Below are 13,386 nucleotides of genomic sequence, written 5' to 3'. Positions count from 1 at the left end.
TTATTATACAAGAATCCCAGGCTCTTTTGAACTTGGGATTTATTTTTTTTATACAAAAAAGGGCGTAGCACTATTTTCTAGTGCGACAGCCCCTTTTTATTATATTATCTTAAATTCTTTTAATAAAAATTATATTTATTATTCAATATATATAATATAAAATTATATATTTATTTAAATATAAATAGTATCTTTAAGGATATATATATTCATAATATTAGTTTATATCTTTAGTTAATATATAATATTAATCCTTTTATAAGTATATATTGATTACTTATTTAATACCCAACTGAACAATTTTTTATATGTTAATAAACTTGATAATTAAGGTTGTACAATTTTATTTTTTAATATAGTAAATATGTATGAGCTATAATTGTTAGATATATAGATTTTAAGAGCTAACTTTCAATGTTTTATTGAAAATACTTTTAATAAAATAGTATATCTTCTCATTCTCTCTTTTTAAATATTCTTTATCAAAATCTTCAGATATAGAATCCCACATAGCTGATATTTCTTTAAATAATAATAATTTATGATTGTAGAATACACTGTTATAATTTACAGTATCTTTAATTGCGAGCTTATCATCAGAGATATTTAACCAGTACATTAAAACCTCATCAAATAAAATAATATATTCTACTCTGTTACTATTTATCTCTCTTAGGACATAATTTATTTCATTACTATGATATTTTTCACTTAAAAACCTTGCATAACTCTGAATTAAATTTCTTGTAAGCTTTTTTACATCTTGTTCTAAATCAATATCTTTAGACTCAAGCTTTATATCTCCCATTATTTTATTCCCCTTTCTTGATATATTTATTGTTTTATAAAACTGAAATTGTCGTAAAATTTACGCATTTTAAAATATTTTTCTAAATTTTGTATACTTTTTAATTATATATTGTTCAGTACTATTTATCTTTGTTATATTTTATCATTTTTTATATTATTTAGACAATGATTTAATTTTTAGACTATTGCAAAATATTTATTTTATATGCTTAATGACCTTATATTTTATCTGATTACTTATATATGTAAATATTTTCCATATTTATGTATATAATTAAAAATAAAAGGAGATGCCTCAAAATTGATTTTTTTATCAAATTTGAGATATCCCCCTTTAAACTCTATTACTTTTTATCAATGCATAGAGCATTCTTTTTAGAGAAATCTGATTTGTCTGTTTTTACATTTAGAGTCCTATTATAATCTACTACTTTCCATCCTGAATCAGTTGAAGCTATATCTACAGTTGCTTCTGTATCATAGTTATTATCCTTAGTTTCAAAAATTTCTCTTAACCTAACAGTAACAAATCCATTTGTTTTAGTGTCCCAAGAGATTAGATAAGTAGTTTTTTTATCAGCTTTAATAGATGTAACTGTCTGTGCTATTTTTTGCAATACAGTTTGAGATATCCCCATGTCTACAACTTGTGTAAAATCTTCACCACTTACATCACCCTTAAAAACAGCCTTACTAAATTTTTTTAATGTATCTTTTACAGCTTTTTCATTTTCATCTGTAAATGAATTTCTAGAGTAATTTATCATATCTGATACTCCTGACACATCTTCAATGACAGAAAGAGGCTCTCCAACCATTTTAGATTTAATTGGATATACACTTTTTATTTTTAAAGAGTCGTCATTCGATAAAGCTAAATTGAAAATAAGAGTTTCTTGATAAGTTGGAAAAGACATTTCAGTTCCTTTAGCTCTTGATTTAGTTATTCTATCAACTTTTACAACTAAGGTATCTCCTTTTTTTTCTAATATTTTGTATGTATATCCATTAAAATTTGTATAAGTGTAATTAGATAAATCATCACAATACTTATCAATACCCGCATAATCTTCAAATAACTTAAACAAACCTACATGATTAGTTTCTTCAATTGCTTTATTATAAGAAAGTATCAACTTGTCTACAAAGGGTTTTAATATTTCAATACCAGTATTATCTTTATTTGAGTATTGAGAAAGTATAGCATCTGAACTACTTAATTCATAATCTTTTAAATATAAGGCTTTTACAGTCATATCTGTTTCTTCCCCTAGATTATGACGATAATTAAATACATATCTTATAGTTAGTGTAGCTCCAACATTTAAATTTGTATCAGCTAATAAGCCACTATATGTTAAACGTCCTATACCTCCTGTAGAGCTGCTTAATTTCCTTGTTCTTTCCATTAATGAAACACCTTGCTGTTCAGCTTGAATCTTATCAGGTTCTCCCCAAGTTACAATAAATTCTTGTAATTTTGTATCAGCTTCTGCACTTCCTGAGCTTTTTAAATCAAGTATATTTTGATAATCTTCTGCTCTTTGTTTCTTTTTAACCTCTTCACTAGCACTTCCACTTGGAATTGCACTAGAAGGAATAACACTCTTTAAAGAATTGGTTGTTCTGTATTTAACATCTACAAAATATAATCGTGTAGCAGGGTCATAGCCTACTTCATTTACTTTGTATTGTTCCCATTCAAAAGGAGTTTTTGCAAATTCAGTTAATAAATAATTACTATAATCAAAGCTTAGAGCTTCATTATCTGCTCCTTTTAAATTTCTATCAACATTTTCTAAGCAACTCCTTATTGCTAACATATCTTTTGATGTGATTTTTAACAAATTAGATTTATCTACTGTTATTCTATCTCGTACAAGATTGTAAATTATACTATCTTTTTCATCTTCACTTTTTTGAGCTAATCTCCTACCAGCAACCTCTTCTAAAGATAAAGAATCCGTTTTCTCTATATTAGATTTACAAGCTGTTGTGCTTAATGATAATAATATAATCATAGATAATCCTATAGTTTTAATCTTCATGTGTATGCACCATCCTTTATTGTATAAATATATAAAATTTTTACCAAATATCAAATTCTTTTTCGTCAAATTCTTGATTTAAAGAATCTTTTTTTGTATATATTTCTTCATTTGCCTTTTTTACTGAATCCTCATAGCTGTCTGGTTCTAATTTCAACCAAAATTTACTTAGGAAGTCAAAAAATTTAGCATTATCGTTATTTGATTTAGTTAAAACTGAAGCATGTACAAATTGTGCATTGTCATTGAAGAACTTAACAGCCAAATCACCTTTATTTTTTAGTTTATGGTTGAATTTCTTATCTCCAGTACTTTTTTCTATGTGCTCAGCATTTCCCATTACTGATATACGACAAGGAATATTATCTGTGAGTGTTTTAGATAATATTTCATGCTTAATTACATGTGGCAGCATAATTATTCTTATTCCAGCGGCAGGTAGTCTTGTTACTAGTTTAATTAATAGACTTTGGAATTCTGCCTTTACTTCTTTTGGCATACTTTCAGCTACAGTTATTACCTCATCAATAACAATATATAGTAAAGGAAGCTTAACACTAGGATTCTTTTTCTTATAATCCCATATGTTAACTTCTCCTGCATCTCCAATTAAATCTTGCCTGTATGCACCCTCAACATTCACAACATCTCTTAATATACCTAACATATCTTCAGTTTTTGTTATAAACTTTTTAACATGTGGAATTTCAAGAGCTTTATAATCTGATAATTTTCCTTTTGGGTCAAAAATATAAAATTGAGCTTCACTTGGTGAAAGATACGCACTTATTTGACATATGATACTGAGTGCTACCCAAGTTTTTCCACTTCTTGGAGGACCTGCAATTAATAGTGACTCTACATTTTTTAAATCTTTAAAAACAACACATCCTTCTGTATCTATTCCCAGAACTACAGGAATGTAGTTTCCAGTGTTTAGTATTTCTTTCTCAACTAATGTATATGTATCTCTTAAAGATATCATTGTTGAAACATCTTTCATGATTTTAATATTTATTGTGTCTCCAACAGATACTCCATCTCCATATATATTTTCATTTAATATTCCTGTTTCTCTATTAAATGCATAGATGTTTATAATTTCTTTTACTAAAGAATCAACATTTTTAAGCCAATTTGGTCTTTTAACTGATAGGTATATATAAAATAACTTTTCTTGTAATGAAATCAAATACATTGGTTCTACATCTTTATTTTTTCCACCTAAAATCTGAGCTGAGTTTTGGATTATTGCATCCCATGCCTGGAAATTAATATCTTCCTCATTAAATGTTTTAACTTTATTAAATGATGGGTTTATACTAGTAAGGCAATTACTGATATTTTCGTATAAATAGCTTCTTGTAAACATACCATTAAACCCAGTATTTATGTTATCTACTACTAACTCTCTATTATTTTCTACTTCATTATCAATAGTTGTTTCATCTTCAAAAAAATCATCTTGAAAATAGTCATAATATTCATCCTCAGTAAGTTCTTCTTCAATAAATTCTTCATCTTCATCTAAAAAGTCTTCAGATTGAAAAGATTCTTCATCAAGGTCATTGTTAGTACCTTCATCATTGTTATTTACTTTCAAATCAATGTATGCTGAGTAAAAAAGAGGAATACCAATACTAGAAGAAAGGAAAGAACTTATTATTAGATTAATACCTTTTGTTTTTCCGAACATTATTGCAATTACACCAACTATGCATACAATGATACTGATTATAACTATAGTTCTACCTGTCTCAAGCCTACTTGTAGTATTAAAGTTACTAAAGGAAGTTACAAACTCCTTTAGAAACCCAAATAAGCCTTTAAGAAACATAACCGTTGCATCAAATATCTTTTCTTCATTACTAGTTTGTTGTGGTGATTGTTGAAATTCACCGAATCCTTGTCCAAAATCTGAAGAATTAAAAGCGTCATCTAAATCACTAAACATATCTATTTCTAAATCATCCTTTTTTTCTGTATTAAAGATGTCTTCTCTACCCAATTTAGCCCTTTCTATGTCATCAGAGCTTACTTTGTCTTTAATGTTCATCACAACACCACCTTAAAATAAAAAAATATTTATGAAGATATAAATTGAAAATACAACAGATACTATATAAAAAATTACTTTTGACTCATGACTCATAGAACTATTAATTATATAAGCCAATAAAATTATAAATAAAGAACATATAAATATCACATAATACCTCCTTTAGTGATTCAAATCTACACCTGTTTTAAATATTTTTGATTCAATTAAAGAATCTGGTAACATCATTTTTACAACTGTAAATTTACTAGAATCTAATCCACATAAAAATGCATTTTTATATAAATCATCATTAGAATCCTCATTTTCATCAGAATCATCATCATTAGAATCACTATCTCTTTTGGCCATAGAAATTTTAGACAAACTATTTGCTAATCCTGGTATTTGTAATCTTTCACACAAATCTTCTATTACCTTTGAATCTTTTAGAGCTCCAATCAAAAAGGATGTTATATTTCCCATTAACCCAAATGTATCATTTTCTAATAAATCTCCAGGAACGTTTGTAAGTATAACATTTATATCTCCAATCTTCCTACCACCAGTTAAAGCTACTCCAATCGTGTCTTTTGCCCCAGGAACTTTACCCCAACGCTGAGACTCTTCCCAACCTTTAATATTAAAATAACCTTGAGCTTTGCTATAGATAGAACGTTGCTGACTTAACTGTGCAGCACCTAAGAGCATTAAATTTAATTGAGTATTATCTATCATTTCAGGAGATTTACCTGCCAATCCAAAGGAACAAATTACTAAATCTGCCTCTATTATATCTTCTATAAGTATTCTTTCTTTAAAAAGACCAGCCCTACTTCCTGTTTTTTCAAAATATCTTCCTGTTATAGCAAGTGCTTTGTCAATTGCATTTTTATAACCTTTATTCTTTATTTCTTTTTGCATATTTTTAATTTTATTATATACATCAAAAATTGATAAACCTTTAGAATTTGGATGCCATGTATTATCATCTTCCTCTATTACTCCTGCATCTTCATAAACTGAAGCTATTGCATCATTCAACATAACATCTAGCCACATATCCTTTTCAAATTCATTTCCTAATAAAACTTTGAATTTAGAAAGCGTGAAATTGAATGATAAGTTTTTAGCTCCAGCATCAATGTCTTCAATTCCTAGTTTTGGAGGTATCTCCATAGAGTCAAAATACTTACCACTACCTTCAGCCATATTTATAATAATAACTTTGCTCTTGTGGCTTAAAAAATTAGCAAGAGGAATATATTCAAAACCTTCTATGTCCATAATAGTTGCTTTAAAGTTACCACGACCAATTAATTGGAGAAGTAACGTTTTGAAAATAAGAGATTTTCCTCCCCCAGTTTCAGAGGTTATAAGCCAGTTTTCTGCTGTATCAGTTTTTGGCTTGGGCATTTTTATAACTGGAAATTTAGATATTACATCCATCCCAAAACAAATCCCCTTTACACCTAATTTACCTTGATTGAATGTTGAATATCTAGAAACAATCTCATCTGTTAGTATTTGAACTGGAATATAATCATGAATAGATTTTATGTAAGCACAACTAAAGGGACTAATGCTTCTTAATAAATCTGGAATTTCATAAAGTACTCTTTTGGATTTTATACCAAGCTGCTTAATGCTTTTTTCTATTTTTTTTACATTAGTATCAAATACCTCTCCTTTAGTACCAGAAATTACAATTACCAGAGAACTTCTTAAAATTCCACGTCCTCTTTCTCTATCAGCAACAGCTAAATATTTTAATGATTCCTCAATCCATTTTTTTCTATTCATAGATTCTATATTTTCATATAAATTGTAAGCGTTTATGTCTGCCTTATTTTTTTCTTCTCCAACTTCTTTAAGTATATTTAATCTAGATTTCATAGCTGAAGAATCCCAATCAATAAAGTGACTTTCAAGTTTATTTATAAAATTAACCCTAACTCCAATATCACATTCAGACCTTATCTTGTCTTTAAAAAATATAGAAAGGTTATGTGGTAAATCTTCTACTAAATAATAATAGGATATATTCTCTCCATCATAGCTAGCTAAAAAGTCAATTCCTATTTTATCTGAAAAAGATTTGAATCTTTTATTATTTGTACTCATGTTTCTTGTCAAATGATAATAATAAAGTTCATCAAATAAATTAATGAATTCCATAATAGAATTAATGAATTTTTTTATTATTGATTTAAAAAACATATAAATTATCTCCTTTTCATAGTTAATCAGTACTTAAAAGTATATTATCTAGCCTTTGATATACTTCAGAACAGTTATGAAAATATAAATTTCTTTTTCCATACTCACTTTCTTTAATATAACTTAATATATGAGGTATTATTATATGGTCTTTATCGCCACTTATTGAAGAAATGATTCTATTTTTATTAAGGTCAAAAGTTTTTATATCATTTTCATTGCAAATAGCATTAAATTCTTCAACATTATATCCCTCAATTAATTTATCACCATACAAATCATCAATGATAATATGCATATCTAGTTTTTCATTTAAAAATGTTTCTAAAACTAGTTTTTTAGGTTCGAATGTTATATAAGCATCTTCTGTTAGTTCTATTAAATTTATGTTATCTGGAGTTAAAATGGGGATTTTTTTATAACTATACCTTTTCATATACAAGCTTAATTTTGGTAAAATAAGTAATATTTTTGCATTGCAACCTTTCTTTATTTTTAAATATCTTTGATAATTTGATATAAAGGAATGAAGGTAATTACAGTAAGCCCAGCTTTTTATATAGAATACTTTAGATACAGAAAAATTTATGATTTTGTAAGTACTATACATAAAAGCAACATTTGGTCTATCTGTATTTTCAAACTTCTTAATTGATTTATTTAAACTTTCTATTTCTTTCTGTGTTTTTGTATTATTATTTTCAAATTCAACAATTAACTTGTTCATTTCAGTTACTATATCAATGATATTTTTGCTAATTTCATCATATTGATTGAGTTTAGATATTATATTAATTAATGCATCACCAGTAACTTCAGCTAAAAGAGAATTCTTACTTGATATTCTTTCTTTTATACAGTTTTCTAAAAGTAGTATATCTTTATCATGTCTAGAAACTGTCATATCTGTTTTATGATAATTATCAACTATATATTGAACTATATTATTATTACTAAGATATTCTTCGGAATTATAAATATCTGCATCTATACATCTAAATACACATTCAAATAGAGAAATATTATCTATATTTGTTGATATATATATGATTTTATTAATAAATTTTTCTATTTTAATTAGAGTACTTAATATTTCTAATTGAGAACCTTTAGAGCTATGAAATATAAGACATTCTATATTTTCACTTGGATTTACATCTTTTATATCTTCATATTTTTCAACAATATTTACTTCAAAATTTTTTGTAGTTATCAAAGCTATACTCATTTAATCCCTCCAGTTTTCAGATTCAGTGATAAATTTTATAATAAAGATGTTAATGTTTCTATACCATTGCTTATATTTATAAGACTTAAAGAGGTCCAGTCATAACTTCTTTCAAATCCATATTCGGATATATTTTCATCTTCTAGGTTGAATATTTCTTTAATATAGTTCATATGATTAATAAAGTCATTTTCTGAGCCTTTTGTTATAATATATTTCCCTCTTGACATTGATGAAGATACAATATTCGATTTTATATCACTTAATGCTAAAACTATATTAATTCTTCCAGTGATTGTATTATCACAGCATATAACTATCTCAGAATTTAGAGACAATTCTTCTAGATAATTAATATAATCTATAGGACAATCTACTATAACTGTCTCATAATAATTTTGTATAGATAAAATTGATTGAATCGTTTTTATTTGCTCAAAACCTATTTCTGTTCCATATAATGAAACTAAACTTTCAAATCCTAATTTAGTTTTATAAGATAAGTTAGTCAAATTTTTGGTTTTATTAAGATATTTAAGACCATCATAAATAATTTCTTCTTCGTTAAGTAAATCAGCTATATTTATGTATGATAGGAAACCTCTATTTTTTATATCAAAGTCAACATATAAAGTTCTACCTTCCTTATTGAAGTGTTTAGCTAATTCAAGTGAGGTTGTAGTTATACCACTTCTTCTATCTCCTGTAACAATTATTGTTCTAACTCCATTTCGATATGTTTTTTTATCACTTATATTTATTATTTTTTCTATTATTTTAGGTTTATTTACTTCATTAAATTTTTCTAATATATCACTTATATCTCCCAAATCATTATTGTTGCTTTCAACTTCAACCTTTTCTATATCATCTAGACAAAATGTATCCTCAGTATTTTCAGATATATTTATTTCCATAATTTCATTATCTCTTTTTATATCATCTGTAAATTTATCAAGATTTTCTAACGTACTCTTTATATTTTTTGAATCTGATAAACTTTGTTGTCTAATATTATTAATCAAATCTTTACTATCAGAACTATTATTTTTAACATTACTATCTATATTTTTTATATCATTTTCTGACTGATTAATATCATTATTAAAAATGTTATTATTATTATTTAAATGTTCATTATCATAATTAGCATGTTTATTATCATTATAAAAAATATTATTATCGCTATTAACATGTTTATTATTATAATCAACATGTTTAACCATATAAAAATCATCTAAATTATTGTCAATACGTTTAATATCGTCATTAAAATACTCTATATCATCATTAATAATATTTTCATTTTCATTTAACTGTTTAATATCGCTATTATAAACATTTATATCATTACAAATAATGTTATTATTATCTTGTTTATACTCATCATTTAACTGACTTACATTATTAGAATCTTGTATTATTTTATTTATGTCTATAGCTTCATTAGTTAACTGACCTATTGGATTCATTAATATTTCTTTTTTCTCTATATCAACTGATTTATTTCTTTTTTGTTTTTTCTGCTTCAGTTTATGAAATATCCCTCTTTTTTTTGATTTATGTTCATTTTCTTTTTTTTGAATATCTACATCTTGTACTTCATCAGAGCTATTTATTACATCTTCTAATACTTCTGTATTTAAAGTGACTTTTACAGGTATTGCATAAATTTTTCTAAGTTCATCTAGACTTAAGCTAGATACTTTAACCACTTGAGATACTAGCAATGGATAAAGCTTAAGATTTAGCATGTTTTCGGAAATTAGGGAATTAGAAGCTATTTGCAACATATCATCATCTTGTAATACAGTAATAAGCTTAGAAGATGGGTAGTATGCACTTAAATAGTCATTAAAACTATTAAGAGTCATTGATAATTCTTCCATTTGAAGATTTTCAAATGCACTTTGTAAAATTATAAATCTATCAATTTTAGTTGCACTACTTACATGTAAACTAGCGTCTTTTATAAAATCACTTATACTAGAATATACATTCACTTCAGAATTTACTTGTCTTTCTACAATAATATTTTTTATATCGGTTGTAGATGTTGTACCTAATATAACTATTTTCAACTTTATTATCCTCCCTTTTATTGTTAGCTTTAAATTACTTTATTTCAAAAAAATAGATACTTACATACCTATTTTTTGTCACCTTTATCTATATCTGATTCTTTTACTACTTCGTCATCTTTTTTCAATAAAATAATTCTTTCTTCATCTTCAACAGTACTTTCAATTGCTGAGTCTTTCTTTAATAATTTTTTTATATGTGTATTTATAGATTTCCTTTTTGTTAGCTTATTTTTTTTTCGCTGTTCTTTTCTAAAAAGTTTTTGAGCTTTATACTCAGCTATTGCTGTACGTTTTGTTTCTTCTAACTCTTCTTTAGTTTTGTTTATCCTAGTTCTAACACCATCTGATTCAACCCAAATAACTTTTATAAAATTATTATCTTTTATATCTTTGAAAATTTCTTCACTAGCAGCTTGTGGGCAAAATTCATTTATATTCATAAGTTCTTTAGCTAAATCTCCTATTTCACTTTTATTAAGAACCTTATAACCCTTATATTTCGCTTTTAACATAGTAGACAATATTGGTTTCAATTCACTCCAAAATAAATCATCTTTTTCATTAAAGAAAAAAACATATACATCATGTGATGTGTAAGTTTGTTTCATTATTGACTGCATATTGTCAAAAAAAATTGTTAGAAGTTCTCCTAAATCTGAATTGTCAGCCTTTTCTGCCCAATTAAATAAGTCTTTCATTCTATCATCTTTATCAACTGTGGACATATAATCTATATGCATATATGGAATATTCTTCTTAGCTAATTGTTGATAAGCTTCTGCTATGTAATCATGGTGATTGTATATAGTAGAATTATTACTATTTGTAGTAACACCATGATTTAAAGCAACAAATATAGCTTTTTTATTATTTGCATATTGTACAGTGTATGGATACCTATTATTAAAGTCACATATATTCCAAAAAATAGTGTGCTTAAATAAATAATTATTTTCTAATAATTCTTTTCTTTTATTTTTAAAATATGTTTCTCTAAGTACTAAAAATCTAGTTATAAATAATAAAATAATAAAAGATAATATTGGATAAAATAGTTTAAAAAATACAGGTGAAGCTATTACTATAAAAATAGAGCTTATTATCCAAAATACAATTATTAATATTACCCAAAAGACTCGTCCATTTGCTTCAATAAGTCCTTTTGAAGATATATCAAAACTAATTGGAATTTGAATTACATCATTATCTTTTTCTGGTTTCATTTTAACCACATCCTTTAAATGGCTTTTATATCATATATATAGTTATTTGATACAAACACTAAATATTTATGTACAGAGCTTTTATTATTTCTTTTAGAAACTGCTTTTACGCAGTATATTTCATCATGCTCTGTAGAGTCTAGCGTATACTCTGACTCTTGAATACTAACTTCATCAGCTCCAAAAAATTTAGAAGCATCATATTCTTTTCCATATATTTTATACTTTAAATCGTCTGTAAAATGGCTATTTAACTTTGATTTTAGATAGCTTTCTGTGTCTTTAATAGATAGAAATGAACGTATATCCTCTATAACCCAAAGCTTAGTACGTTCTTTTCTGTCTAAAGAAGTTGTTCTTTTGCTATATATAGTATCAATTTTTTTATTTGTATAAATTATATTTAATGTTACTAATAAAAAAATACAAATAATGACTATAGTAAAGAAACGTTTTAAAAAGATATTTTTTGATATTCTAGTTTTATTTTTTTTTAGTTTCATTTCTCACTTCCTAAGCCTTTATCATACAAGTATATTGATAACTTCATACTAGTTTTAAGTTTTACATCTTTAAAATACAAAATAGGTCACCTCAACTTAATTATTAATATAGATGTTTCTTTCAATAGCAAGTAGGTCATTAATACCAAAATATAATACAATTGTCATAATATAGTTATCACTTCCATTTAGTATAATAATTTCTTTAACACCGTCCATCCCAAGAGAAGTGAAATATTTATCTAATGCAATACTATTTCTTATTTCAAAAGCTTTTTTCTCTTCACTAGTCATTCTTTTTAATTTATATTTCTCATTTAATGCAATACCAGTATCTTTATAAATATCTTCTATAATATTTTTTTTGCTTTGTGCATATGTAAGAGCTTTTTTATATGATTCAAGTGTACTTGAGACTAATTTGTTATAAGTTTCCACTTTGTTATATGCTACATCATATGAAATATCATTTTTACAACCAACCATACTAAGTGCAATACAAAAAATTAAAATTATTTTTAATAAATTAAATCTATACACATTGTACTTCCTCTCTTAAAATTTTCTAATAAAAGCTAATAATTTTAGTTCATTAATTATTTAAAGTATTTTTTTTATTTTTTTGTAAATTTCTTTACTGATAGAAACATATTCATCCTCTGTAGAGAAATTGCAATTTAGATAACTACATTTAGTTCCATTTGAAATAAATTTTTTGTAAATCTCATATTCTATTGGCAATTGTTTATAATGTTCATCTAGAAAGATAATTTTATCTGCTTTTGGAAGCCTGAATAAATTAGCTTCTATTTTCTTAATCCAAGACATAAAATTATCTTTATTAATATTGTCTAATCTTTTTAAATAATTAAAATATATATCTGTTGATATACTTTTATTTGTTATGACAATTGTTTTATTTTCATAATAATCATTGCATACTTTTATATATTTATAATAATTATCTATTTTAAATATACATGGCAATATATTCTTTAAATTTTCAATATTACTATCATTGTATATATCAAGCAAAAACTTAAAATTATATTCAGGAAATTGTAATATTTTAACATTATATCCTTCTAGTAATAATATATCTTTTAATATATACATCTGATTATTTTTAAAAACTGAATTTATACCTTCTAAAATTACTAATTTACAATTTTGATTTTTATTCATAGTTTTAATACCCCTCTTTTTTAAAATATATATAAGTAGAATATATC

Annotated in this window: 10 protein-coding genes; all 10 read right to left on the bottom strand. The window is 25.3% G+C overall.

Features of this window, described 5'->3' with window-relative positions; genetic code table 11:
- Nucleotides 1-397: 397 nt before the first annotated feature.
- A complete protein-coding gene (locus tag KGF52_RS17610; RefSeq protein WP_227841071.1) occupies nucleotides 398-808 on the bottom strand; it encodes a hypothetical protein in 411 nt (136 codons plus the stop codon).
- A 346-nt stretch (nucleotides 809-1,154) separates the two neighbouring features.
- Nucleotides 1,155-2,858 carry a hypothetical protein gene (locus KGF52_RS17605; protein WP_227841070.1) on the bottom strand — a complete coding sequence of 568 codons (1,704 nt, stop codon included), beginning with the start codon at nucleotides 2,856-2,858 and terminating at the stop codon, nucleotides 1,155-1,157.
- 40 nt (nucleotides 2,859-2,898) lie between these two features.
- On the bottom strand, nucleotides 2,899-4,914 hold the full coding sequence (locus tag KGF52_RS17600) for an FtsK/SpoIIIE domain-containing protein (RefSeq protein WP_227841069.1): 2,016 nt from the start codon (nucleotides 4,912-4,914) through the stop codon (nucleotides 2,899-2,901).
- Between the two features lie 165 nt (nucleotides 4,915-5,079).
- Entirely contained in the window at nucleotides 5,080-7,116 is a 2,037-nt protein-coding gene (locus tag KGF52_RS17595; RefSeq protein WP_227841068.1) for a hypothetical protein, read from the bottom strand.
- Nucleotides 7,117-7,138: 22 nt separating this feature from the next.
- Nucleotides 7,139-8,344: a hypothetical protein gene (locus KGF52_RS17590; RefSeq protein ID WP_227841067.1), complete on the bottom strand. Its 1,206-nt coding sequence runs from the start codon at nucleotides 8,342-8,344 to the stop codon at nucleotides 7,139-7,141.
- 35 nt (nucleotides 8,345-8,379) lie between these two features.
- Complete coding sequence (locus KGF52_RS17585) at nucleotides 8,380-10,425, bottom strand: hypothetical protein (RefSeq protein ID WP_227841066.1); 2,046 nt, start codon at nucleotides 10,423-10,425, stop codon at nucleotides 8,380-8,382.
- A gap of 68 nt (nucleotides 10,426-10,493) precedes the next feature.
- Nucleotides 10,494-11,651: a hypothetical protein gene (locus tag KGF52_RS17580; RefSeq protein WP_227841065.1), complete on the bottom strand. Its 1,158-nt coding sequence runs from the start codon at nucleotides 11,649-11,651 to the stop codon at nucleotides 10,494-10,496.
- Between the two features lie 14 nt (nucleotides 11,652-11,665).
- A complete protein-coding gene (locus tag KGF52_RS17575; protein ID WP_227841064.1) occupies nucleotides 11,666-12,154 on the bottom strand; it encodes a hypothetical protein in 489 nt (162 codons plus the stop codon).
- Nucleotides 12,155-12,250: 96 nt separating this feature from the next.
- Nucleotides 12,251-12,694, bottom strand: coding sequence for a hypothetical protein (locus KGF52_RS17570; protein ID WP_227841063.1), 444 nt, complete (start codon nucleotides 12,692-12,694; stop codon nucleotides 12,251-12,253).
- A gap of 60 nt (nucleotides 12,695-12,754) precedes the next feature.
- Nucleotides 12,755-13,339 (bottom strand): hypothetical protein, encoded by a 585-nt coding sequence (locus KGF52_RS17565; RefSeq protein ID WP_227841062.1) that lies wholly within the window; start codon nucleotides 13,337-13,339, stop codon nucleotides 12,755-12,757.
- Nucleotides 13,340-13,386: the final 47 nt, after the last annotated feature.

It is taken from the genome of Clostridioides sp. ZZV15-6597, from assembly GCF_020657815.1.
Lineage (GTDB): Bacteria > Bacillota > Clostridia > Peptostreptococcales > Peptostreptococcaceae > Clostridioides.
This window is presented reverse-complemented; position numbering and strand designations above follow the sequence as displayed.